A 24,775-nucleotide genomic window follows, 5' to 3' on the forward strand; every position below is an offset into this window, starting at 1 on the left:
AAATACCTCATCAAATCAAAGGGAGACACTGATGACCATGTATGCCACGCTGGAAGAAGCTATCGATGCAGCCCGGGAAGAATTTCTGGCTGACCATCCAGGCCTCGAACAAGACGAAGCGAATGTGCAGCAGTTCAACGTTCAGAAATATGTACTGCAGGATGGGGACATCATGTGGCAGGTCGAATTTTTCGCCGATGAAGGTGAAGATGGCGAATGTCTGCCGATGCTGAGTGGTGAAGCCGCGCAGAGCGTGTTTGACGGCGATTATGATGAGATAGAGATCCGCCAGGAGTGGCAGGAAGAGAATACTTTGCATGAATGGGATGAAGGGGAATTCCAGCTTGAACCCCCGCTTGATACCGAGGAAGGCCGTACTGCGGCAGACGAATGGGATGAGCGTTAATTACTCATAAGGCCCGTGGTGAATATCGAGCGGCAGTAGCAGTGTATCGAAGATCAGTGAGAAGGGCAGATCGAGGATAGTGATATAGCGCCATGCGGAATCACGCATATCCCACTGCACGCCAGGGTAATACTGGTTGCCGTGTCCTTGTCCGGGGATCGTTCTGCTGATAATACTGCCGCAGCCGCTCAGGGTAATCACCATTATGCTCACCGCGAATATACGCACCTGATACCTCATTTCACTATAAAAATACCGGCATCACGCCGGTATTTTTCACCTCACTCCAGACCTGAAGACCTTATCTCGCTGACGATGTTCGTCCCTGCAACGCCTGCGGATTCAGGACGAGAGACTGATAATGGTTTACCCAGGAAGAGTATCTCTCTGGCGCATTCCAGACCCGATAGTGTAAACGCGCCATCGTCACCGGATCGCTGAGCAAAACCAGACGCCGATCGCGGTTCAGTTTCTCCGGCGTTTCGTTTAGCGCCTGCTCCACATGACGATCGCGGGCTATTTCCAGTACCTTACTGGCGCGGTGACGCGCAGTGGCCATCGCGGTCGCCAGCGCATTAAGCGACGGGTTAAATACCGCATGCATAAAGCCATCGTCCAGAATACGGCGGCGATTCATCTCCAGATATTTATCGGTATCGACCAACACCTGAGGCGGCGAATACTCTTCCGGGATCAGGAACAGCTTCCAGCGTTTGGTGCGTAATCCTACCGTTGAACGACTGGAGATCACCGAAACAAATGGCGACAGAATCAGCGAAAAGACAATCGGCGCCAGCCAGAACAGAAAGCGTAAATCCAGCCACGCCATACCCACCGCCCAGACCAGCCCCAGCAGCAGTTGAGAGCCGTGACGCATAAAGGCTTCTCCCCACGGCGTAGAATCATCGTCGCGTTGCGGTGAGTTCCAGACCACTTCCCAGCCGAGAAACGCGCTGACCACAAACACGGTATGAAACAGCATACGCACCGGCGCCAGCAATACGGAGAACAGCACTTCCAGCAACAGCGACAGCGTAACGCGCCAGAAACCGCCATACTCTTTGGTGCCTTTACACCAGATCAGCATAATACTGAGCAGCTTCGGCAGGAACAGCAGCACCATCGTTGATGCAAACAGCGCGATTGCCAGTTCCGGACGCCACTGCGGCCAGACCGGAAAAAGCTGGCGCGGCTGAAGGAAATATTGCGGCTCTGTTAACGCATGAACGACCTGCAGCGCGGTAGAAAGCGCGAGGAACATAAACCATAACGGCGCGGACAGATATGACATTACCCCCGTCAGGAACACGGCGCGATGCACCGGGTGCATTCCTTTCACCAGGAACAGACGAAAGTTCATCAGGTTGCCGTGACACCAGCGGCGGTCGCGTTTAAGCTCATCCAGCAGGTTTGGCGGCAGCTCTTCATAGGAGCCGGGGAGATCGTAGGCAATCCAGACGCCCCACCCTGCCCGACGCATTAGCGCCGCCTCCACAAAGTCGTGGGAAAGAATCGATCCGGCGAACGAACCTTCTCCCGGCAGCGGCGCCAGAGCGCAGTGCTCGATAAACGGCTTCACGCGGATAATGGCATTGTGCCCCCAGTAGTGCGACTCCCCCAACTGCCAGAAGTGCAGCCCGGCGGTAAACAGCGGCCCATAGACGCGGGTCGCGAACTGTTGGCAGCGGGCATACAGAGTATCCATCCCCGACGCTTTCGGCGAAGACTGGATAATCCCGGCGTTTGGATTCGCTTCCATCAGGCGCACCAAGCCGCTCAGACACTCGCCGCTCATCACTGAGTCCGCGTCCAGCACCACCATATAGCTGTACTGATTGCCCCAGCGGCGGCAAAAATCGTCAATATTGCCGCTTTTGCGTTTCATACGGCGGCGGCGGCGACGGTAAAAAATTTGGCCTTCGCCCTGCACTTCCGCGATAAGCTCCATCCACGCCTTTTGCTCCGCCACGCAGATATCCGGGTTATAACTGTCGCTAAGGATATAGACGTCGAAATGCGCGGCGTTGCCTGTGGCTTTAACGGACTCCCAGGTCGCGCGCAGACCGGCGAAAACGCGACTAACGTCTTCATTACAGATAGGCATGATCAGCGCCGTCCGGTGTTCCGGATTGAGGGGCTCATCGCCAACCGTAGACGCGGAGATGCTGTACTTATCGCGCCCGATAAGCAGTTGCAGGAAGCCCATCAGCGCCGTCCAGAATCCGGCTGACACCCAGCAGAACAGCACGGCAAACAAAATCAGGATACCGGTTTGCAGCATGTAGGGCAGGAGCTGCATAAAGGAGACCCAAATATCCTGCCCCACCATATCCATAGGATTGATGAGCGCCCATCCCTGATAAGGCAGAATGGTCTTCATATACCAGGTCGCGACGACGGTTTGCGCCAGAGTCAAAATTAACAAAATATAGCGGCGTATAGTGCCGACGGTACGCCATTTTTGCTCGCTCGCCTGCTCTTCTTTTGTCAGACGAGAAACATAGCGCGGCGTTACATCCCGCCCACGCAGACGATCCCAGAAACGGCCAACCGGGTTGGTTCGCCAGGGATCGGGAAACATCGAAGAGCGCGTCGCTTTTGGCATAGCCTGCAACTGATCGCGCCCTTCATCATCTTTAATTAACTGCCCCTTCGCCAATGAATCCGGCCAGGCGTGTTCAAGGCGGGCTTTTACGGAACCCTGCGGTGAATCGTCTTCTCGCGAGTAAGTCCGATGCTCGGCATCCAGCGCCTGATGCACGGCGCGGATGTCAGTTTTCGGCAATGCCGCTTTCTCACGTTCAGAAAGCAGCAATGCGTCAATATACTCAGTTGTTTTATTCATTGGCAGGTAACTGGTAGCTCCAGGTTTCACTTAGCGTCTGATCGGCATTCACCAATGCGGCACGCATTTCCGTGGTTTTCTTCGCGTCTTTGACTTTCACGCGCAGCATTAAACGCCAGCCTTTAGTGACTGGGTTATAGCGTACATTACTGTCAACGATTTCACCGTTATCGCCAATGCTGGTTTGCGCAGCGACGGGCGTATCCGGCGGCAGTTTTTTCATGTCGGCGCCAACGAAATCCACCACAAAGGCAATAGTGCCGTCGGGCTGGCGAATCAGATTTGACTGTTTAACGTCGCCCGTTGAGCGGCGTGTTTGCAGCACCCAGGCATTATCCGGCGCATGAAGTTTATCTTCATCGCGGCTGAAGGTCAGAGTGTACTTGAAGTTCATCTCTTTACCCGGTTCCGGCAGTTGATCCGGAGTCCAGTAAGCGACGATGTTATCGTTGGTTTCATCATTGGTCGGAATTTCAACCAGTTCAACCTTACCTTTGCCCCAGTCGCCTTTCGGGGTAATCCAGGCGCTTGGACGCAGGTCGTAGCGATCGTCTAAATCTTCAAAGCGCGAGAACTCGCGACCACGCTGCAACAGGCCGAATCCCTGAGGGTTTTCCATTGCATAGCTGCTCACAGCGAGGTGTTTTGGATTGTTCAGCGGACGCCAAATCCACTCGCCATTACCCGCATGAATGGATAAGCCGTTCGAGTCATGCAGTTCCGGACGATAGTTGGTCGTCGGCGACGGCTGGTTTGGCCCAAACAGGAACATACTGGTTAATGGCGCAACGCCCAGCTTGCCCACTTTATCGCGCAGATAGACTTTTGACTGCACGTCCACCACGGTATCGCGGCCAGGAATGATCACAAAACGGTAAGCGCCGGTCGCGCGCGGAGAATCGAGTAATGCATAGACGGTCAAACGCTTATCGGTGGGTTTTGGACGCTCAATCCAGAACTCGCGAAAGCGGGGAAACTCTTCACCAGATGGTAAGGCGGTATCAATCGCCAGGCCGCGCGCAGATAAGCCATATACCTGGCCTGCGCCGATAACGCGGAAATAGCTGGCGCCAAGCATACTGACGATTTCGTCGTTCTTATCTTTACTGTTAATGGGGTACAGGACTTTGAACCCGGCGAAGCCTAAATCTTTTACCGTGTCTTTATCGTGCTGAACATTGCCAAAATTGAAGTAATCCGGGCTGTATTTGATTCTTTTGACCGTCGTCGCCGTCACTTCGTTAATCTTGACCGGCGTATCGAAGTACATCCCCTGATGGTAAAATTCGAGCTTAAAAGGGGTCTTTAAGTTGTTCCAGTAGGCTTTATCGCTGTTAAACTGGATCTGCTGATAATCCGCATATTTCATGTCGCGGAAAACGGAGGGCAAGTTGCTTTTAGGCGCCTCATAGCCTTTCCCGGCTAAAGATTGAGCTTGTTTTGCCACGTCATCAATGCTGAACGCCCAGCTCGATGATGCGTAGAGCGTTAACATAATAGCTGCGCCCAACCAACGCATTTTCATCATTTGTCGTTTATGTTTCATAATAAGTAAGCACTTCCCCCTTTGTGTGCTTATATCGATCCGATCCATTTTAATGGATAATCAGGCATTACGACAACTGAATCCAGGCTTTGTTCAGCGCGCTGGCTCATGGATTAAGCACCTCCCGCGCCTGTTTTCACTTTGCGTGCTTATCCTGGAGACAGGTTGTCGGAGTTGGTGTAGGGTTGCTACCGAATGTAACTATAATTCGCCTTATGGATAAGGTGAAAAATCTGAGAATACGTGACCTTATATGAGCTCTGTACCCGCGCCGCGTGAATATTTTCTTGACTCTATCCGCGCATGGCTGATGTTGTTAGGGATTCCCTTTCATATCTCGTTGATCTATTCCACTCACAGTTGGCATGTCAATAGCGCCGCGCCATCGTGGTGGCTAACCCTGTTTAACGATTTTATCCACGCTTTTCGTATGCAGGTGTTTTTTGTTATTTCTGGTTATTTTTCGTACATGTTATTTTTACGTTATCCATTAAAACACTGGTGGAAAGTACGGGTAGAACGTGTGGGTATTCCCATGCTTACCGCAATCCCTTTGCTTACCTTGCCGCAATTTATCCTGTTGCAATATGTCAAAGAGAAAACAGAGAACTGGCCTACACTCTCTGCCTATGAAAAATATAATACGTTAGCGTGGGAACTCATTTCACATCTGTGGTTTTTACTGGTGCTGGTGATATTAACCACCGTCAGCATCGGGATTTTTACCTGGTTCCAAAAAAGGCAGGAAACAAGCAAGCCTCGTCCCGCCGCTATTTCGCTGGCCAAACTTTCGCTTATTTTTTTCCTGCTGGGGGTGGCTTACGCTGCTATCAGGCGCATTATATTCATCGTATATCCGGCAATCCTCAGTGACGGCATGTTCAATTTTATTGTGATGCAAACGCTATTTTATGTGCCGTTTTTTATTCTCGGCGCGTTGGCCTTCATTCACCCCGATCTGAAAGCGCGCTTCACCACGCCCTCACGCGGATGCACTTTAGGCGCTGCCGTTGCTTTTATCGCGTATCTGCTGAATCAACGTTATGGGAGCGGCGACGCCTGGATGTACGAAACCGAATCCGTGATTACGATGGTAATGGGGCTATGGATGGTGAACGTGGTATTTTCACTGGGGCATCGCTTGTTAAACTTTCAGTCCGCGCGTGTCACCTATTTCGTGAATGCTTCGCTGTTTATCTATCTGGTGCATCATCCCTTAACGCTTTTCTTTGGCGCGTATATTACGCCGCATATCTCCTCCAACCTGATCGGGTTCTTGTGCGGGCTGATATTTGTTATGGGTATTGCGTTAATTCTGTATGAAATTCATTTACGCATCCCGCTCCTGAAATTTCTCTTTTCAGGTAAACCGCCGGTAAAACGAGAAAGTCGCGCCACGATCGGGTAGTTTTCCGCGCGTGGGTTCACAGCAACCATTCCACAGGTAAAATTGCCGCCAACCGTACCAGAACTCGTTGCCAGAAACGCGTAGCGGGTTCTTTCTTTAACACCTTTTCCTCTTCTTGCTGACGATCGATCCAGTTAATTCGTCCCCAGCGATCCAGCCGCAGTTGCCAGGCCGCATCGCGTTGGCTCTGTGTAAAACGCTTATGGATAAGCGTCGCCAGCGTTTCACTTTCAATGACAAAGCCCATTTCGGTATTTAAAAGCGTTGAACGGGGATCAAAATTAAGCGACCCGATAAACACCTTACTACCATCAATACTGAACGTTTTAGCATGTAAGCTGGAACCTGAGTTCCCGGTGAGTCCGCGATCATGTACGGCGGTTTCATGTTCGCGGGTCGGTTTCAGTTCGTAGAGCTCCACGCCATAGCGCAGTAATTTCTTGCGCCAGCGCGCGTACCCTGCGTGAACGACCGCCACATCGTTGGCCGCCAGAGAGTTAGTTAAGATGGCGATCTTCACGCCTTTCCTGACCAGATTAAGCAACTGCGCCACGCCTGCGCGCGTAGGGACAAAGTAAGCGGAAATAATGTCGATACGCTCCGTCGGCGACCCCATCACGTCAAATAATCGCTGCGGAAGAAGCGAATGGCGCTGCGCCTTCCCCTCGCCTTTAGAAGGGTCATCGCTAAGCAAGCGTGTTTTTGCCCAAATCAGCGGCAACGTTCCGCGATCGAGATCCGCCATAAACTGGCTGGTTTCCAGCTTATGCAGATAACGGCGGGTGATCTCATCGTTATACCAGGATTCGGGAAGTTCGATACGCTGCGTCAGTTCCTGCTCAGAAAGGGATAATACTTGCTGCAATGTCGACACTGAACTACAGCGCCAGTAACGTTCAAAATCATTGGCGACATCATTGACCACCGGGCCAATGGCCATCACGTCCAGATCGGAAAATAGCGGCTCCTCGCCAGCGCCGAAATAGGCATCGCCGATGTTGCGCCCACCGACCAGCGTCACTACGCCGTCGGCAGTGTAACTTTTATTGTGCATCCGCCGATTCAGCCGCGCAAAATCCGTCAAATATCCCAGCGCGCGTAGCGTACGAAAAGAGAAAGGATTAAACAGACGAACTTCGATATTAGGATGGCTATCCAGCAAGCGCAACGTATCATCCAGACCAGGCGTATTGTTATCATCCAGCAGCAGACGAACATGAACGCCGCGCTTCGCCGCCGACAGCAGTACCGAAAAGAGCAGCCGCCCGGACATATCGTCTTCCCAAATATAATACTGCACATCCAGCGTCCGCGCCGCCATTTCGGTCAGGCGGTAGCGGGCGGCAAAAGCGTCCAGACTGTTATCCAGCGCGAGAATGCCGCACTCTCCGGGATGGCGCGCGCATAGCGGTTCAACGGCACGCTCCAGGCGTGTTTTATCAGGCAGGGTCGTCGCCTTGCTGAGTAAGTAATCTTGCGTAAAGCCGGGCAGTTTCTTCATCATAACAGACAAAGTATACCTGTTCAGGCAGAGCGTAACGGGTAATAAAATCTGAAACCGTCCTGACGGCGACTTCAGCGGCCTGGGCGCGTGGATAGCCATAAACGCCGGTACTGATTGCCGGAAAAGCGATGGAACGAAAGTGATTCGCCTCGGCAAGCAGCAAACAATTCCGGTATGCCTCTTCGAGTAGCTCAGCTTCCTGGTGTTCGCCGCCTCGCCAGACGGGCCCCACTGTGTGAATAACCGCCTTTGCCGAAAGCTTGCCAGCAGGCGTGATAACCGCATGTCCCGTCTGACATTCGCCCTGTTGCTGACGGATGAGTTTACAGGCGTCCAGCAATGCCGGCCCCGCCGCGCGATGAATCGCGCCGTCTACGCCACCGCCGCCCATTAATGATGCGTTAGCGGCATTCACAATCGCATCGACGCTAAGTTGAGTGATATCACCCTGTATGACCTGAAGACGTGATGTCATAACCCCCCCCCCCTTTGTCTCACCTTATCTGCAAAGTGTACAGCAGGGCTTTCAACAGAGTCGCTCTTTTTATATCTATGACACCGCCGTTAACGGTACTCAATATTCATCACCGCCAGGCTTTTTTGCGCATCGAGATAATGCAGCCGTACCGTCGCAATGGACTGAATATCCTGCGGTAATCCAGATGCCTGCCGAAGGTCAATCCGGTGCATTTGCTTTTTACCTTCGCGTAGGCAGGTTAAATCAATATTTTCGGCGTGAGTAGAAATATCGCACAGTGGCTCAACAATCGCGCCGCGAAAATGGATAACGCCGCCCTGTACCGTTTGTTGCCCTACCGCAGAATGGATAAAAAAAGCGCAGATACACAGGCCTATGGCAGGGATATTTTTCTTGATTACGGACATGTTAACTCCTCAATGATTAGTCATCCTCGAGGGTTCGGCGTTACCTTATAGCGACATGCCGAGACGATGAGACGCTTTTATCGCCTCTTTATACCCAGGTCAGCCAATCCATTTCCGCCACCATCAAAAACTACTGTGCAGAAGGCGGCCATTGTTGTGATAAATGCAGTGATTGTCCGTCCGAAACAGTAACAATAATTTTAACCGAGTCCTCTGAAGATATATTTACACTAAGACGAGACAACTCAATCGGTTGATTAGCAGGTAAAGATAGCGTTTGTTTTTGCTGTGTATGGCTTTGTCCCCCGACGCCGTCGCGCACAGAGAGAATTTGCACCTGACAGACGCAGGGTTCGTTTAATGTGACCTGAGGGATCACCGTGTAAATATCGCCTTGCTGAGTCGTGGTAAACGTAATCTGATTTGAAAGTGCGGCAAGGAGCAATAAAGTATGCATAATTTCCTCCCGAAAAAAAACAGGGCTTATGCCCTGTTTTTTTATTAGCGCAGACGCTAAATTAATACTGGTTAGCCGTGGCGTTGTTGCCAAAACCAACCTGACGCACCATTACGCTGGAATCAGATGCGGTCTGATTAACCAGCGCGGCGTTATTACCGCCGTATTGACCGACAGTAATATCGGAGTTTTTAGCGTTCCACTGGTCGATGGTGGCATTGTTTCTGAAACCATTCTGAGTCAGTTCAATAGTACTGTTATCCGCACCCTGGCCTACATCGGCGCCGTTACCATAACCGCTCTGGGTAATGGTCGTTTCAGATTTACGGGCATCGCTTTGCAGAGCAAGCGCAGCGTTAGCGGAACCGTACTGATAAATGCTCAACGTGGAATCCGGGCCGGAACTATTGCCGCCGCCGTTATGATTACCGCCGCCGCCCCATTGTGGAACGACGCCAGCCAGAGCACTGCCAGAAACTACGATTGCTGCGAATGCTGCCACTTTTAAAAGTTTCATGGTAAAACCCCCATCGGATTGATTTAAAAGTCGTAACGGTATTAGCGTTGGGTGACGCGAATAGCCATATGCGACTGTTTCTGCACTACAACTGCTGTTTTCTGCGTACCGTACTGGGTAATATTGGCCTTATTTCCAGAACCTTTCTGGATAATAGCCGCACTATTACCGTAAGCGCTTTGCGATATACTGGCATCGTTGGCATTGCCCGTTTGCTCAATATACGCAAAGTTATAATTCCCTGCCTGGTCGACTTTCGCCCGATTATTTCCTCCTTCTTGTGAAATAACGGACAATAGTTTTGATCCTTCCTGGCGTACTCTGGCACTATTATCCGTGCCGACTTGACCAATAATGGCCGCCTGATTAAATGAAGACTTGCTTAATTCATTTACCGCAAAATTATACTCTGAACGAGCCAGATCATAATTTGTCGCGGTTGCAATCCCAGGCGCACCCAGTATTGTCAACATCATAAATAACAATTTGTTTTTCATGCTGTCACCCTGGACCTGGTCGTACATAGCGAAAATTATCTATTACCTTGTTAGCGACATGCGTTTTTTGTTAACGCGTCGTTACGATGAAGAGTATGTCCGTGGAAACATTTTTAATAACTCACCCACGCGTGGTATTTTGTTATTTAAGCTCATACCAAAGTGCTAATAAAACGATAGCCATGTGATTTTTTATAATTGATTTTTGGCCACAGAAGATAGTGTATCGCGCACCTAAAAAATGAAGTGTTGGTGTGTGTTATGCCGCCATGGGGATGTTCTTATGCTTCCCATGTGGGGCAATACGCACAAGACGTGACACACTTCGTTTTTTTTGTCTTTGTGCTGTCCAGGTTAATGCCACGTCTCAAATTTTAAGAAAAAATAAAATCAAAACATAACATATAATAATTAAAATGATTAAAAATCAATGAATTATTATAATTTGTATGATTTTTTAAATCTATGCAATAACAGCGAAATGTACAACTTTACTATCAAATCTAAACTTCAAAAAAACCCAAAAACAACATTTTAATATATATTTTTACATTTGGTTACAAGTTTAACACTTGCTTTAAGATTTGTAATGGCTAGATTGAAAACAGTTAAAAGTATTTTCGTAAATATTTTTCTCTTTCTGGATAATGGGCTATTTCAACCCACAGCAGTGCAACATCTGTCAGTACTTCTGGTGCCTTTATTTTATGGGGGCAGCTGTCAGATGTGCGATTAAAAAAAGTGGAGTTTCATCATGTTTAATGAAGTCCATAGTAGTCATGGTCACACACTATTGTTGATCACAAAGCCATCTCTGCAAGCTACGGCATTATTGCAACATTTAAAGCAATCGCTGGCCATAACCGGAAAACTGCATAATATTCAACGTTCTCTGGAAGATATCTCGGCCGGTTGCATTGTTTTAATGGATATGATGGAAGCGGATAAGAAGCTTATCCACTATTGGCAGGATAATTTAAGCCGCAAAAACAATAATATAAAAACATTATTGTTAAATACCCCTGACGATTATCCCTACCGTGAAATTGAAAACTGGCCTCATATTAACGGCGTGTTTTACGCTACTGAAGACCAGGAACACGTGGTCAGCGGATTACAGGGTATTCTGCGTGGCGAATGCTATTTTTCACAAAAATTAGCCAGTTACCTGATTACGCACTCAGGAAATTACCGCTACAACAGCACCGAGTCCGCATTACTCACTCATCGCGAAAAAGAGATCCTCAATAAGTTACGTATTGGTGCCTCTAATAATGAAATCGCGAGGTCGCTATTTATCAGCGAGAATACGGTTAAGACACATCTTTATAATCTTTTCAAAAAGATAGCTGTCAAAAATCGCACCCAGGCAGTTTCATGGGCAAACGATAATCTCAGGCGGTAAGGCCATGAAACGCTATCTGACCTGGATTGTAGCAGCAGAGTTACTGTTCGCTACCGGAAACCTGCATGCCAATGAAGTTGAAGTCGAGGTTCCCGGATTGTTAACCGACCATACCGTCTCTTCGATAGGACATGAATTCTATCGTGCATTCAGCGACAAATGGGAAAGCGAATACACCGGCAATCTGACCATTAATGAAAGACCCAGTGCGCGTTGGGGAAGCTGGATCACCATAACGGTAAATCAGGACGTTATTTTCCAGACCTTTTTATTTCCAATGAAAAGAGACTTCGAGAAAACCGTCGTCTTCGCATTAGCGCAAACAGAGGAAGCATTAAATCGCCGACAAATAGATCAAACGCTATTAAGTACGAGTGATTTAGCGCGTGATGAATTCTAAAACATGATTTTTATCCGGAGGCTGTCATGCGTGTTAAACATGCAGTAGTGCTGCTCATGCTTTTTTCGCCATTAACCTGGGCTGGAAATATGACGTTCCAGTTCCGTAATCCTAACTTTGGTGGAAACCCCAATAACGGTTCCTTTTTATTGAATAGCGCCCAGGCGCAAAATTCATATAAAGACCCCGCTTATGATAACGATTTTGGTATCGAAACCCCCTCAGCGTTGGATAACTTTACGCAGGCTATTCAATCGCAAATTCTGGGCGGCTTGTTGACCAATATTAATACCGGGAAACCAGGACGTATGGTGACCAACGATTTTATTATCGATATCGCTAATCGCGACGGACAGCTCCAGCTCAACGTCACGGACAGAAAAACGGGAAGAACCTCGACCATCGAAGTGTCAGGTTTACAAACTCAGTCAACCGATTTTTAAGCTACAGTCACTAAAGGATATAAATCATGCCGCGCTTACTTATTTTGGTTGCCGTTTTATTGTTGAGCGGATGCTTAACTGCCCCGCCGAAACAAGCTGCGAAACCGACATTAATGCCCCGCGCACAAAGTTACAAAGATTTGACGCACTTACCTGCTCCCACCGGTAAGATCTTTGTTTCGGTATATAACATTCAGGATGAAACGGGCCAATTTAAACCTTACCCGGCAAGTAACTTTTCTACGGCTGTGCCGCAGAGCGCCACCGCTATGTTGGTCACTGCGCTGAAAGATTCGCGCTGGTTTATCCCGCTGGAACGACAAGGCTTACAGAATCTTTTGAATGAACGGAAAATTATTCGCGCAGCCCAGGAAAACGGCACCGTGGCGATGAATAACCGTATCCCGCTTCAGTCGCTGACGGCGGCAAATATTATGGTGGAAGGTTCTATTATTGGTTATGAAAGTAACGTCAAATCCGGCGGGGTCGGCGCAAGATATTTCGGTATTGGCGCCGATACGCAGTATCAGCTGGATCAGATTGCTGTCAACCTGCGCGTGGTTAACGTCAGTACGGGCGAGATCCTTTCCTCGGTGAACACCAGTAAAACGATCCTTTCCTATGAAGTACAGGCAGGCGTGTTCCGTTTTATTGATTACCAGCGCTTACTGGAAGGCGAAATCGGCTATACCTCGAACGAACCGGTGATGCTGTGTCTGATGTCAGCCATTGAAACCGGCGTTATCTTCCTCATTAATGATGGTATCGATCGCGGACTGTGGGATTTGCAGAATAAAGCGGACAGGCAAAATGATATTCTGGTGAAATACCGTGAGCTGTCAGTACCGCCAGAATCCTGATGAATACGACAAAGCGTGGGGAAGAACCCCACGCTTTTTTATTTTGTGACCGCCGTATTCGCTGAATGTTGCTCGCGGCGTGATGCCAGCCATAGCCCACTATTTTTCATGGCATAGCCAAAGATTAGCCCCAGCGCCAGCGACGGTAATACCAACCGCCAGTCACCCTGCCCTGCAAATGTCGCGCAGGCGCCGATAAATGTTCCCGGAACAAAAGAAAGCAATAGCTGCTTTGCCTGGATACACATCAGGAATGCCACGATCCCCGTCAACACGTAACTGACAATTTCCAGATGCGGCGCCAACGCGCTACCGTGAATAATGACCAGCGCCCACACCATACCGCTTAACAGCGTACAGGCGGAAATCAACAATCCCTTAAAGCCGCCCTGCGGACAGGCGAAATAAGCCGTACAGCCTAAAAAACCGGCCCAGCTTAGTAACCCCAGGGAGACAGCCACCCATCCCCATATTCCAGAAAGGATGCCCGTCGTGATAGCAATAGAAAGAAGTATGTTCATGGCGCGCATCATAACAGAAAAGCGGCACATTAATGAGATCACGCACACATTTTATGCAATGATGTAAAACCCGTTGCAGTTAAGGGTGATTTACATCACATTATTCTTCATCTTCTTCCTGAAGTTCATCCCACATGGCCCCTATCGCATCACGCGTTAGCGGCGCCAGAGTGCGCCAGAATGGCGTAACGGCATGGGCTTCAACTTTACCGAGGAAGGTATTGCACCAGGGAAGCAGATAATCGGCAAATAAGGTTTCCAGCGCTTCACTTTCATCTTCGGCAGACTGATCTTCCAGCCAGGAGGCCGCGAGCAATAAAGTGCCAATGTGATCGGCAGGCGTATCGGCCAGCGGCATCCCTCGCGACGTTAAAAAAGCGCGCACCTCAGACTCTTCCGCGCCTTCGACCCACGCACTGCGGTATGGCGCTACCGCGCACTCTTCCCCAACAAATAACGCATTGTAATCAGTGGAAATCTGCGTGATATCGCAGCTTTTCTGTAAACGCGCCAGCATGTCATCCTGCTCCAGCGGCCAGTTTGCCGCCAGTTTACCTTCACGGATTAACGTAAACAGCGGAACCAGTAAAGGATCTTGCGGTTGGCGGTAAAACAACGATCCCAGCACACGGCACAGGATTGAAAACTCATTCATTGATATCTTCCCGTAAATAACGATTAAAGTTCGGCAAATTCCGGTACAGGCGCCATACCGCGTGATTCGAGAAAGGCCAGTAAGCGCTGCGGCGAGACGTTCAGGATTCGATCTTCCGGAAAATTCACCGCATCCAGAATTTTCCGGCATTCGGTGAAATCGCCAAGCGTAAAGGCCGTATGGGAATCAGAGCCTAATGCTACCCAGCCTCCCGCATCGCGTACGGCGGCAGCGACCGCGCGGCAATTATCTTCGCTTCCTTTACGCGAATGCAGAAAAGAAGAGTTGTTGATTTCCAGCGCTACATGGTGTTTCGCCGCCGCCTGCGCGATGGCTTTAACCTCCACTGGATACTTTGGATTTCCGGGGTGACTAATTATATGCACCTTGCCGCTGGCGATGGTCGCGATCATCGCCTGAGTATTGGTTTCTTTATCATGCGGCGCAAAAACGGGCTCATGAAAGCCTGCGATAATCAGATCCAGCGAGTCGAACATCTTTCCGGAACAATCAATTTCACCGTTAATATTCTTGATATTCGCCTCAATGCCACGCAGTATCCCCACGCCGTCAACCAGACGCGGCCAGATGCGCATGTTAATAAAATGCCAGTGATGCGGCGCATCTTCCATGTCCGGACCATGATCGGTAATCGCAAAAAGTTTAATGCCTTTGCGTTTGGCTTCCGCGATATAATCGCTCAGAGTACTGTAGGCATGAGTGCTGGCGACGGTATGCATATGCAGGTCAACGGGATACATTGCTCTCTCCTGTAGTCATTTCCGACAAGGATAGCAGGTATCGCCAGCGTTTTTTAGCGAAACCCGGCCCGCGCCGGGTTGATATCAATATCCTCTCGCCCGATCCACCTGCCCCGTCACCGGCTCTCCCTTCTCCAGCTGGGTAATGGTGCGGCTAATATAATCGATGGCTTCCGCCGGACGGGTGACTGCCGCAATGTGCGGCGTCATGGCGACTCGCGGATGGCGCCATAATGGACTTTCCTGCGGTAACGGTTCCTGGCTAAAGACATCCAACATCGCGCCTTTTAGCTTACCGCTATCAAGCGCAGCCAGCAGATCCGCCTCCTGAACATGAACGCCGCGCGCGAGATTCAGCACGTAAGCGCCATCCGGCAATTGATCCAACAATTCGCTATTAATAATTCCTACCGTTTGGGCCGTATTCGGCAGCAGATTAATCAGCACCCGCGTCTGGTTCAGGAAAGCGCGCAGCTCTTCACGCCCTACATAACTTTCCACGCCAGGCCAGGATTTGCGGCTACGACTCCAGCAACGTAACGGGAACCCCCACGCCTGTAGACTTTCTGCCACTTTTGCGCCCAGTACCCCTGCGCCCATGATACCGACGCTAAACTCTTCGCGGGTATATTCCGGCAACGGTTTCCATAGCGCCTGATTTTTCAGCGCCTGATAATCATCGAAACGACGGAACCAGTGTAATACCTGGCTGACGGCATACTCCTGCATTTGCAGGCCCATTCCGGTATCTTCCAGACGGAATAGAGGAATGGAGGCGTCCAGCATTTCCGGATGCGCATTTAATTTACTCAGAATTGCATCCACCCCCGCGCCCAGCACAAAGACGGCTTTTAAGCGTCTTCCGGCCAGCATTTCAACCGGGGGCTGCCATACAAGCGCATAGTCTGCGGGGTTGTTATCACCGACCTTCCATTCACGAACGCGCGCATGTGGGAGAGCCTTCTCCAGCGCATTTACCCACCAGGCGGCGTTAAATGTCGGGTGATAAAAAATTATCTCCATGTTATCTCCTGAGCAGTATTGTGCGGAATGTGATTGCGCCTGTTATCAGCGTTTTCAACGGGATGTGCAGCATAGCAAATTTCCCGGCGCGGGCAAAAAAAGCAGTTTTCGCTTATTAAAACCACAGATTGGTGGAAGTTTGTATAAACGCGCTTTTTTTTGAAAAAAGTTGATTGACGTAGAATGGATATTTCCCTACATTAGCGCCCGTTCCAGTAATGCTGGAGCGACAATTTGGTGAGGTGTCCGAGTGGCTGAAGGAGCACGCCTGGAAAGTGTGTATACGGCAACGTATCGGGGGTTCGAATCCCCCCCTCACCGCCATATTCAAGTTGAGAGCCTGTACAGAAGTACGGGCTTTTTGCTTATATGTATCCCCCAAACTAAGGGGGGATGAGAACCACCGACCGGGGTTCGACAACTGGCGCAGCCAGTTGGACAGACGACGAGCTTGCGAGGAGACTGCCCGAAGGGCGAGCGCAGCGAGTCAATCCCCCCCTCACCGCCATATTCAAGTTGAGAGCCTGTACAGAAGTAAGGGCTTTTTGCTTATATGTATCCCCCAAACCAAGGGGGGATGAGAACCACCGACCGGGGTTCGACAACTGGCGCAGCCAGTTGGACAGACGACGAGCTTGCGAGGAGACTGCCCGAAGGGCGAGCGCAGCGAGTCAATCCCCCCCTCACCGCCATATTTAAGTTGAGAGCCTGTACAGAAGTACGGGCTTTTTGCTTATATGTGCCCCGTCCATTGCCGGATGGCGGCACAGTTCACGGGCGCCTTATCCGGTCTACATAAGCGCAGCGCCACCGGCCAATAACACCACCATCCGGCTTTCAATTTTAGCCAAGAATTTCAGTGAGTTTTACTTTGCGCCCCTCGTTTGAGGAAAGCGTCGCAGCATCAGCGGTAGCAATGGAATTTGTCGCCGCTTCTCCCGTTAGCAATTTAGCAAACTCCTCGCCTGGCTCCAGACCGTTTATCACATCATGCAAGTACTGCATCTCCAGTTTCATAATTGATGAGAGCCACATCGGCGTACGTTTACCGGGTTTACCATAAGCGATTGCGCCATCCATCTCGCTGGATATGTTACCGTTGCGACGATCATCATCCTCCGCCTGGCTTTCATGCACAAGAAAGTGTGTTTTTTTGCCCGCTTTTATTAGATAACCAGCCGTGTTTTGCATATCAATGAGAATTGCACCTGTCGTGCCCTCAATTAATACATAGTGCTCAGGGTAGTGGAACGATGATCCCCACTGAAGTGTCGCGAAACGACCGCTTTCAAACTCAAGGGTGATTAGGACAACATCATCTTCATCACCAAATTTTTCACCTTTGTGCGCAACATTCCCCGCCGCCATTGAAACCAGGGATGGGGTTTCATCCATGATGAACAGTGTACAATCTAGCTCGTGAATGTGATGATACAGATGCCCACCTGACTTTGCGCGAATCTTCTTCCATGAGATCTCATCCTGCACGTCTTCAAAACCATTACGTTTAGTGTGAACTTGTGTAACTTCACCAATTTCACCAGCTTTGATGAGCGCTTTAGCGTGGCGAACCCCGTGAAAAAAGTTCATAACGTGACCCGCCATAAAGGTAACACCAGCTTCTTTGCAGGCATCAACCATATCCTTACAATCCTGGTAATTTAAGGCGATAGGTTTTTCACAAAACACGTGTTTACCCGCTTTAGCCGCCGCAATGACTGGCGCTTTATGTAAGTAATTTGGTGAAGCAATAATTACGCAATCCACATCAGGATGGGAACAAAGCGCCTCCATCGTTGCAGTGGCGACACAGTTCAACTCTTTCGCTATCGGAGCCGCATTTACCGGATCGTAAATCGCAGTGATTTTCGCCCCTTCAACCTTAGACATAAATCGCGCCAGTTCAGCGCCAAAATAACCTGTACCTACAACACCGTATTTCGTCATCATTTATCCTCTATTAAAATTCTTTTGTTGATTGAAAACTTTCACGACGTGCTTTTAGTCTATCCGGAATGGATAGGCCAATAATGAGTAGAATTGTTGCGGTCCAGAAAGCAACAATGAACGTTAGCGCAGCGCCTAGCCCCATTGTTATTCCAAGCCAGGTCGCCGCCATTGAATTGAATGTGCCTGATGTCGCAGCAAGATTATAAATCAGCCCGGTACCCAAACCACGAACCTCAAGAGGAAAGTAGTCGTAGAGAAATTTGGGAACCAACCCGCCAACACCTACGTTAGTCGCCATTAAACCGAATAAACATGCGCCCAGCAGTAAATAATTATCTTGCGGAATTCTGAATAACGGGAAAATGAATAAAAAGGACATGAGAAGACCAATGCTGAACGTTTTCTTCAAACCAATTCTATCTGCGCACAGACCCCAAACGATATTTCCCAATACAGTGCCGAATGCCGCCGCCGTCATTAAATTAGAGACCACGCCCGTATCAAAGCCCTCTCCCGTCAAATATGTAGGCAGTAGACCAAAGATCGGCCAGTTTGCGCCGAAAATAGAGAACAGGACAATAAATACACATAATGTCAGTGGAAATTGAGCTCGATTAAATAGCCCTTTCATTGACAAAGAGAAAACTGACCAGGCACTTTGTGAATGCTTTCCGGGACCACTGAGTTTAGCTTCTTCCCACTCTTTAGATTCAGGAGCCCTGGCCCGGATGTAGATTACTAAAAGAACGGGTAGCAAACCGACAAAAAAAGCAGCACGCCAACCATACGCTTCGGCAAATGACGGCATAAAATAGGCTGCTATGATGTTACCAATACCGAAACCTGAAACCAGAAATGCGCTCGCTTTAGATTTTAAATGCTTTGGCCAACTTTCCACGGCATAAGTAGAAGCGCAAGCATACTCCCCCGCCATCCCCATACCGACAATGAAGCGACTAAGCGTCAGCATAATTACACCGGAAGCCAGGCCACTTAACCCTGTACCTACAGAATAGGCAACTATCGACCACATCATCAACGGCTTACGGCCAAATTTGTCTGCCAGCAGACCAAATAGCGCCCCGCCAAATGGTCGCCCAATAAAGGCCGCTGTGGCAAGGAATGCGCCCTCCATATCTGTCAATCCTAAGTCAGCCTTGATCAGATACATAATGTAGAAAATCAGCATAAAGTCGAAGCCGTCAAAAACGTAACCCAGCCATGCTGAAAATAAAGCATTTTTTTGTGGACGAGTTATCTCGCTATACCACGGGAAGAATTTTGCTATCACAATAAAACCCTTATTTGCTGTTACCGTCTGAAATGCTTACGGAATTAATTTTTAAGTCATATCAATTGCCGAATAAGACACTATCAATCGGCACTTTCCGACAACCGCCTGAGATCGTAGCTATGTAAGGCGTATATTCATTGTTTATCATCCTTGTTCGTAGCTACGTTAAGGACGTGAATACTCAAGACAAAGTCTAACGTTCTGTAACGTAGCTACGGGCTATAAGATTATCGATATGAATACTAAGCAAAGATTAGTACAGTAACTCTTTAACCTTTCTCAAAAGTGGTATTGTAATCCAACGCGATAACGGGTCTGTCTCTCATCGGTATTATTTCTCACCGCTACATTTCCGACCTCAACGTATGGTGTAAATGACTTATTCAGTTTCCAGGCTAAAGCCACATTATGTTCATAGTTTGTTTTTTTGTTATCAAATTTAATTTGATCGCTATCCATCCAGGTAAAGTTATATTCTAATTTCAACTCATCAAAAACATAACCTATATAAGTATCAAATCTATTCGTTTTCTCATCATCACTATAGTTAGCTGTCTTCCTTGCATAGTCATAACGGTAACGACCAGCCATATAAACACCAGAATCAAAATTATATTGCCCCCTTAAATAAGGCTTATAAATTGAAGTGTCTGGACCGCTTTCAAATATAAATCCAGGCTGCAAAACAAAATTGTCCGTAACTTTATAATTATAACTTACGCCCAGTTCTATAGCGTTTGCGACGAGATCGCTTAAATGCTTATCCTGCTCACCATCTACTCCTCCCGATTTAACGCTGGCATCGACATAAAAACCAATGCCGTTAGGAAGCTTTTCAATTATAGCAATACGGTCTTTATTAATTCTGGTTCTATCAGCATATTCATGCCGATAATCAAGGGTTGCCGCTTGTAGATATGATGAAAATGCTATAAACGAAACCATACCCAGAAGATATTTGTTGATTTTCATAAAATACTCCGCTCATCAATTAACTTTATTTTTGTATTTAAAAAATTATTTTATTAATAAATTACCATCACGCATGGTAAAGGAGGTTACAGACGAAACAGGTTTCCCTTTAGCATTTTCACCACCAATAAGGAAAACTTCATCACCATAACTTACTGATACACCATAGCCGAGAGGTTGTTTCATTTTACCCATATATTGCCAATGACCATTAATCAAACCATAGACTTCATCTCGCCATTTTTTATTTATCCCTTCGTGGGAATAAAACTTTCCATTAGTATAATTTTGTTTTGCTCCCGGAAAATTCGCGCCACCACCGACAAGCAGGACACCGTGACTATAGCCCGAAAATGCTCCGGCCAACCCTTCCTGCTGTTGTTCTCCAGGCGATGGCGGTAACTGGCTGTTCTTCAACCATGTTAGCTTATCGTTATCCCACATGGCGCGGTAAATCACATCGGTACGTAAACCCGGTTTGAGCTCACCATTAATCAGCATCAGGAAATTATTTCCCATTACCGATGACGATCCTGCCGTCCCCGCGCCTGGCAGCTCACCGGCATTCTTCCATGTGTTCTCTTTAGCATTGTAGATAAATACGATTTTATTAAAAAAATAATCTTTGGCAGGTTTATTAAAATAATTATAGATGACTTTATTTTTTTCACTTTCATCCGCAGCCGCAGCCGCTATATCAATAAAATACTTATCAAAGATATGCTCATTAACCCCTCCGGTAATAAGTACCATCGTTTCATTTAATTTTACTCCCGTATGCCCTGTTAATCCAACTGGAGATATAGTGTCAACTTTTTGCCATGTATTTTTCACCGGTGAGTATTTGTACACATCGCTATAAACCTGCAACGGTGATTCACTGTTTTTTTTCCCTACGCCACCAAAAACATAAAGCTCATCATTTAAAAATACCGACACGGATTGCTCACGAGCTCCACCAGGAAACGACTTTATACGCTCCCAGTCTTTATGTTGCTTTTTAAGATCAATTTTATACCAGGATGTCCCTGCGGTACCTAAGCCGACATAAATCACGCCATTATTATCAATAGCGCCAGTACCATTTTTCAGTGGTTCTGGTATATCAGGAAGCGTCGTTGCATATCCTGATGTGGTGATAGCAACTGAGAAACATAGCGCCATTAGCGTCATCATTTTCTTAAAATTTTTCATCTGCATCCCCATGCGAAGAAATACAATTGGAGTAAAGCTTCATCATTAGTGATCTTATGGTGCACAATTTCAACAATGACAATGACAAAATGTGACCAAGCGCTAAAAATAATTACATGGAGTTATCATGTGCGAGGTAAAAGCACCCCATGGTGATGTTAGAAGTGATTATGGGTGATCTGTTATGGCCAAACTCATTAGTGATAGCATTCTGAATAAATACAACAAGAATTATGTGATGCATTTCATACTGGCTATCCCGTGGCGTATAAGCTCCTTCTGAGCATTTTATCTTTATGCCGGAAGCAGTTAATAAAATACAGCATGCTGCCGTCAGAATGAATTGTATTTGTCTTGTAGCTTCAGGTTATAGCCTCAAATCCGCTGGCGCAGTAATTGAATAACAAACATACCTTATGACTGTGTTCACATTTTTCTATCTTTTTGCTTGATGTAGCAACACTCCAAGACATAACATAAAACGGAGCAAAACTTCAAATATATAAGGCGGAACTGGATGTCACTATTAGCCAGGCTGGAACAAAGTGTACACGAAAACGGTGGGCTGATTGTCTCATGCCAACCGGTACCAGGCAGCCCTATGGATAAACCTGAAATTGTGGCTGCAATGGCACAGGCAGCGGCTTCGGCGGGTGCGGTCGCTGTGCGCATTGAAGGCATTGAGAATCTGCGGACTGTTCGTCCCCATCTTTCTGTTCCTATTATTGGGATAATTAAACGTGACCTTACAGGGTCGCCAGTCCGTATCACTCCATATTTACAGGATGTTGACGCCCTGGCGCAGGCAGGTGCCGATATTATCGCTTTTGATGCCTCATTCCGCTCTCGCCCGGTTGATATTGATAGTTTACTGACACGTATTCGCCTGCATGGATTACTGGCGATGGCAGACTGTTCAACCGTGAATGAAGGCATAAGTTGCCATCAGAAAGGAATCGAATTCATTGGTACAACACTGTCTGGCTATACCGGCCCCATCACGCCGGTTGAGCCAGATTTGGCAATGGTGACACAACTGAGCCATGCAGGTTGTCGTGTTATTGCCGAGGGGCGCTATAACACGCCTGCACTGGCGGCCAATGCTATTGAGCATGGTGCCTGGGCAGTTACCGTTGGTTCCGCTATCACCCGTATTGAGCATATCTGTCAGTGGTTCAGTCACGCAGTAAAACGCTGAACAGGAAAAGAAAATGAACACGCTTACTATTGATATTTATGCCTCAGAGAATAATCCGACGTTAATAATGCTATCGGCAAATACGAGACCCAGGCCTGAAGCCTGTTTGAACGCAATATCGGATATCTGCTATTTCAGGTATCCGGCAGGACATACGTCTGGGCATCACCATTGGTGGAGCATAAATGCTCTGCCTTTTACATCTCATGATTACCGTCATTGAGATTAACAAAAACTATTACTTGATCTGAATATCGTATCGTCTGAATGATGGGAAGATAAAAATACACAGACGATGACCGCAACTCTACTCAAAACCATAAGCAGGAAAGAACTATGATTACACATTCTTTCGGCATCGTTAATTATCTTGTATTATTTGGCTACCTCCTGGCCATGATGTTAGTCGGTGTCTATTTTTCCAGACGGCAAAAAACAGCAGACGATTATTTTCGCGGTGGTGGCCGGGTTCCTGGTTGGGCGGCTGGGGTCAGTGTATTTGCTACTACGTTAAGCTCAATTACATTTATGTCAATTCCTGCCAAAGCGTTTACTTCCGACTGGACGTTTATCATTGGTCAGTATCTGGCTATCGCAATTTTACCGCTGGTTTTTTATTTCTATATTCCGTTTTTTCGGAAATTGAAAGTCACATCAGCCTATGAATATCTCGAAGCACGGTTCGATGTGCGCTGCCGTCTGTTCGCCAGCATGTCATTTATGTTGTTTCATATTGGACGTATCGCCATTATCACTTTCCTCACCGTGCTGGCCTTGCGCCCCTTCATCGCTATAGACCCGGTGATTTTGGTACTGTTGATTAGCGTGATGTGTATCATTTATACCTGGATGGGTGGAATTGAAGGAGTAATATGGACTGATGTTATTCAAGGCCTCTTACTTTCTGGCAGCGCGATACTGATTTTTATAGTGATATGTCTCAAAGTCCAGGGCGGCATTGATGAAATTTTTACGGTGACGCAGCAGGCGGATAAATTCTTTCCGGCTACGCAGTTCCACTGGAGCTGGACGGAAAGCACAGTACCTGTATTGATGATTGGTTTTCTGTTTGCCAATATTCAGCAATTTACTGCCAGTCAGGATGTGGTCCAACGCTATATCGTGACTGACTCCATAGAGGAAACGAAGAAAACATTACTTACAAATGCCAAACTGGTTGCTGTGATCCCTGTTTTCTTTTTTGCTATCGGCTCGGCATTGTTTGTCTATTATCAGCAACATCCACAATTATTACCGGCGGGATTCAACACTGGCGGCATTTTGCCCTTATTCGTGGTCACCGAAATGCCAGTCGGCATTGCAGGGTTGATAATCGCCGCTATTTTCGCTGCTGCGCAGTCCAGTATCTCCAGCAGCTTAAACAGCATTTCCAGTTGTTTTAATTCCGATATCTATCAGCGTTTGAGTCATAAAAAAAGAACGCCAGAAAACCGTATGAAAATAGCTAAGTTAGTTATTCTGGTCGCGGGCTTGATAAGTAGCGCGGCCTCGGTATGGCTGGTCATGGCCGATGAATCAGAAATCTGGGATGCATTTAATAGTCTGATAGGTCTGATGGGAGGGCCAATGACCGGTCTGTTCATGCTGGGCATTTTCTTTAAACGAGCAAATGCCGGGAGTGCGGTTTTAGGAATTATTATCAGCGTCATTACCGTGCTGGGCGCACGCTATGCCACTGACCTTAACTTCTTCTTTTATGGGGTCATTGGCTCGCTAAGCGTGGTGATCAGCGGCGTTATTTTCGCCCCGTTATTTGCCCCGGCACCGCCATTGACGCTGGATGAAAAACCTGAACCAAAGGTGACATTATGATTTCATGATACCACGCTATACCGACACAGCATACGGTGACGCCAACGCGCGGGGCGACAATACCGGGCCAGGTATAAACCATCCGTCAAATGGCGCGCTATAAACACCGTAAGAGCAACAGATTACTCTCCAGTGATGTTCTGTCATAAGTTGGCAACGCGATGTAAATATTCCCCCTCCTTTACTTACATCGCGCTTTTT

25 protein-coding genes, 1 tRNA gene and 2 other RNA genes are annotated in these 24,775 nt (G+C 48.0%); 11 read left to right on the forward strand and 17 right to left on the reverse strand.

All coding sequences use genetic code 11. From position 1 onward, the window contains the following. The first annotated feature begins 31 nt into the window (after window positions 1–31). Window positions 32–406, forward strand: a complete 375-nt coding sequence (locus tag QEN31_RS13810; RefSeq protein WP_000180050.1) for a MysB family protein — start codon at window positions 32–34, stop codon at window positions 404–406. Here the strand turns inward: QEN31_RS13810 and QEN31_RS13815 are convergent, their stop codons facing one another. From QEN31_RS13815 to mdoG, 3 genes are all read right to left on the reverse strand, one after another. Next, a complete protein-coding gene (locus QEN31_RS13815; RefSeq protein ID WP_001217832.1) occupies window positions 407–634 on the reverse strand; it encodes a YceK/YidQ family lipoprotein in 228 nt (75 codons plus the stop codon). It lies immediately after the preceding gene. Between the two features lie 73 nt (window positions 635–707). After that, the gene (gene mdoH / locus QEN31_RS13820) at window positions 708–3,251 is read right to left on the reverse strand and encodes a glucans biosynthesis glucosyltransferase MdoH (protein WP_001044610.1); all 2,544 of its coding nucleotides are present in this window, start codon (window positions 3,249–3,251) and stop codon (window positions 708–710) included. Further along, a complete protein-coding gene (gene mdoG, locus QEN31_RS13825) occupies window positions 3,244–4,779 on the reverse strand; it encodes a glucans biosynthesis protein MdoG (protein WP_001562609.1) in 1,536 nt (511 codons plus the stop codon). The genes mdoH and mdoG overlap by 8 nt, the downstream gene beginning before the upstream one ends. Window positions 4,780–5,050: 271 nt before the next feature. Here mdoG and mdoC point away from each other — a divergent pair, with 271 nt between their 5' ends. After that, the gene (mdoC, locus tag QEN31_RS13830) at window positions 5,051–6,205 is read left to right on the forward strand and encodes a glucans biosynthesis protein MdoC (RefSeq protein ID WP_000100055.1); all 1,155 of its coding nucleotides are present in this window, start codon (window positions 5,051–5,053) and stop codon (window positions 6,203–6,205) included. Between the two features lie 16 nt (window positions 6,206–6,221). Here the strand turns inward: mdoC and QEN31_RS13835 are convergent, their stop codons facing one another. The 6 genes from QEN31_RS13835 to csgB form a co-directional block, all read right to left on the reverse strand. Next, window positions 6,222–7,709, reverse strand: a complete 1,488-nt coding sequence (locus QEN31_RS13835; RefSeq protein WP_000976323.1) for a phospholipase D family protein — start codon at window positions 7,707–7,709, stop codon at window positions 6,222–6,224. Then, window positions 7,645–8,184, reverse strand: coding sequence for an O-acetyl-ADP-ribose deacetylase (gene ymdB / locus QEN31_RS13840; protein ID WP_000203944.1), 540 nt, complete (start codon window positions 8,182–8,184; stop codon window positions 7,645–7,647). The genes QEN31_RS13835 and ymdB overlap by 65 nt, the downstream gene beginning before the upstream one ends. A gap of 89 nt (window positions 8,185–8,273) precedes the next feature. Next, on the reverse strand, window positions 8,274–8,594 hold the full coding sequence (locus QEN31_RS13845) for a type 1 fimbrial protein (protein WP_000111254.1): 321 nt from the start codon (window positions 8,592–8,594) through the stop codon (window positions 8,274–8,276). Window positions 8,595–8,724: 130 nt separating this feature from the next. Next, window positions 8,725–9,051: a curli assembly chaperone CsgC gene (gene csgC, locus QEN31_RS13850; RefSeq protein ID WP_000557256.1), complete on the reverse strand. Its 327-nt coding sequence runs from the start codon at window positions 9,049–9,051 to the stop codon at window positions 8,725–8,727. A 61-nt stretch (window positions 9,052–9,112) separates the two neighbouring features. Beyond that, the gene (csgA, locus tag QEN31_RS13855) at window positions 9,113–9,568 is read right to left on the reverse strand and encodes a curli major subunit CsgA (protein WP_000771416.1); all 456 of its coding nucleotides are present in this window, start codon (window positions 9,566–9,568) and stop codon (window positions 9,113–9,115) included. A gap of 41 nt (window positions 9,569–9,609) precedes the next feature. Then, window positions 9,610–10,065 carry a curli minor subunit CsgB gene (gene csgB, locus QEN31_RS13860; protein WP_000791655.1) on the reverse strand — a complete coding sequence of 152 codons (456 nt, stop codon included), beginning with the start codon at window positions 10,063–10,065 and terminating at the stop codon, window positions 9,610–9,612. 754 nt (window positions 10,066–10,819) lie between these two features. Between csgB and csgD the strand changes: the two genes are divergently transcribed. The 4 genes from csgD to csgG are packed head-to-tail and all read left to right on the forward strand — an operon-like array spanning window position 10,820 to window position 13,173. Then, on the forward strand, window positions 10,820–11,470 hold the full coding sequence (gene csgD, locus QEN31_RS13865; protein WP_000481517.1) for a biofilm master transcriptional regulator CsgD: 651 nt from the start codon (window positions 10,820–10,822) through the stop codon (window positions 11,468–11,470). Between the two features lie 4 nt (window positions 11,471–11,474). Next, window positions 11,475–11,870 carry a curli production assembly/transport protein CsgE gene (gene csgE / locus QEN31_RS13870; RefSeq protein WP_000833307.1) on the forward strand — a complete coding sequence of 132 codons (396 nt, stop codon included), beginning with the start codon at window positions 11,475–11,477 and terminating at the stop codon, window positions 11,868–11,870. Between the two features lie 26 nt (window positions 11,871–11,896). After that, window positions 11,897–12,313, forward strand: a complete 417-nt coding sequence (gene csgF, locus QEN31_RS13875; RefSeq protein WP_001264073.1) for a curli production assembly/transport protein CsgF — start codon at window positions 11,897–11,899, stop codon at window positions 12,311–12,313. 26 nt (window positions 12,314–12,339) lie between these two features. Then, on the forward strand, window positions 12,340–13,173 hold the full coding sequence (gene csgG, locus QEN31_RS13880) for a curli production assembly/transport protein CsgG (protein ID WP_001137620.1): 834 nt from the start codon (window positions 12,340–12,342) through the stop codon (window positions 13,171–13,173). 38 nt (window positions 13,174–13,211) lie between these two features. Here csgG and QEN31_RS13885 read toward each other — a convergent pair whose 3' ends face one another. The 4 genes from QEN31_RS13885 to ghrA form a co-directional block, all read right to left on the reverse strand. Continuing rightward, window positions 13,212–13,694 carry a DUF1097 domain-containing protein gene (locus QEN31_RS13885; protein WP_001546652.1) on the reverse strand — a complete coding sequence of 161 codons (483 nt, stop codon included), beginning with the start codon at window positions 13,692–13,694 and terminating at the stop codon, window positions 13,212–13,214. Window positions 13,695–13,794: 100 nt separating this feature from the next. Beyond that, the gene (locus QEN31_RS13890; protein ID WP_001001883.1) at window positions 13,795–14,349 is read right to left on the reverse strand and encodes a TorD/DmsD family molecular chaperone; all 555 of its coding nucleotides are present in this window, start codon (window positions 14,347–14,349) and stop codon (window positions 13,795–13,797) included. 23 nt (window positions 14,350–14,372) lie between these two features. Continuing rightward, window positions 14,373–15,110, reverse strand: coding sequence for a phosphatase (locus QEN31_RS13895; protein WP_000283643.1), 738 nt, complete (start codon window positions 15,108–15,110; stop codon window positions 14,373–14,375). Window positions 15,111–15,194: 84 nt separating this feature from the next. Further along, window positions 15,195–16,133, reverse strand: coding sequence for a glyoxylate/hydroxypyruvate reductase GhrA (ghrA, locus tag QEN31_RS13900; RefSeq protein WP_000402556.1), 939 nt, complete (start codon window positions 16,131–16,133; stop codon window positions 15,195–15,197). Window positions 16,134–16,369: 236 nt separating this feature from the next. Here ghrA and QEN31_RS13905 point away from each other — a divergent pair. The 3 genes from QEN31_RS13905 (at window position 16,370) to QEN31_RS13915 (ending at window position 16,825) form a co-directional block, all read left to right on the forward strand. Further along, a tRNA-Ser gene (locus QEN31_RS13905) sits at window positions 16,370–16,457 on the forward strand. A 48-nt stretch (window positions 16,458–16,505) separates the two neighbouring features. Then, window positions 16,506–16,641: non-coding RNA, RtT sRNA (locus QEN31_RS13910), on the forward strand. A 48-nt stretch (window positions 16,642–16,689) separates the two neighbouring features. Beyond that, window positions 16,690–16,825, forward strand: a non-coding RNA gene (locus QEN31_RS13915) — RtT sRNA. A 151-nt stretch (window positions 16,826–16,976) separates the two neighbouring features. Here the strand turns inward: QEN31_RS13915 and QEN31_RS13920 are convergent. From QEN31_RS13920 to QEN31_RS13935, 4 genes are all read right to left on the reverse strand, one after another. Beyond that, entirely contained in the window at window positions 16,977–18,083 is a 1,107-nt protein-coding gene (locus tag QEN31_RS13920; RefSeq protein WP_099949682.1) for a Gfo/Idh/MocA family protein, read from the reverse strand. A gap of 10 nt (window positions 18,084–18,093) precedes the next feature. Further along, entirely contained in the window at window positions 18,094–19,374 is a 1,281-nt protein-coding gene (locus QEN31_RS13925; protein WP_000560761.1) for an MFS transporter, read from the reverse strand. A gap of 282 nt (window positions 19,375–19,656) precedes the next feature. Then, window positions 19,657–20,349 (reverse strand): oligogalacturonate-specific porin KdgM family protein, encoded by a 693-nt coding sequence (locus QEN31_RS13930; protein ID WP_000700610.1) that lies wholly within the window; start codon window positions 20,347–20,349, stop codon window positions 19,657–19,659. 45 nt (window positions 20,350–20,394) lie between these two features. Beyond that, entirely contained in the window at window positions 20,395–21,555 is a 1,161-nt protein-coding gene (locus tag QEN31_RS13935; RefSeq protein WP_000525751.1) for an N-acetylneuraminate epimerase, read from the reverse strand. 505 nt (window positions 21,556–22,060) lie between these two features. On the opposite strand from QEN31_RS13935, the gene QEN31_RS13940 reads away from it, so the two are divergent. Together QEN31_RS13940 and QEN31_RS13945 are read left to right on the forward strand one after the other, a co-directional pair. Further along, a complete protein-coding gene (locus tag QEN31_RS13940; protein ID WP_000054243.1) occupies window positions 22,061–22,741 on the forward strand; it encodes an N-acetylmannosamine-6-phosphate 2-epimerase in 681 nt (226 codons plus the stop codon). Window positions 22,742–23,077: 336 nt separating this feature from the next. After that, window positions 23,078–24,574, forward strand: a complete 1,497-nt coding sequence (locus QEN31_RS13945) for a sodium:solute symporter (RefSeq protein WP_000628082.1) — start codon at window positions 23,078–23,080, stop codon at window positions 24,572–24,574. The last annotated feature ends 201 nt before the right edge of the window (window positions 24,575–24,775 follow it).

This window comes from Salmonella sp. SA15303 (genome assembly GCF_029962125.1).
GTDB classification, from domain to species: domain Bacteria; phylum Pseudomonadota; class Gammaproteobacteria; order Enterobacterales; family Enterobacteriaceae; genus Salmonella; species Salmonella enterica.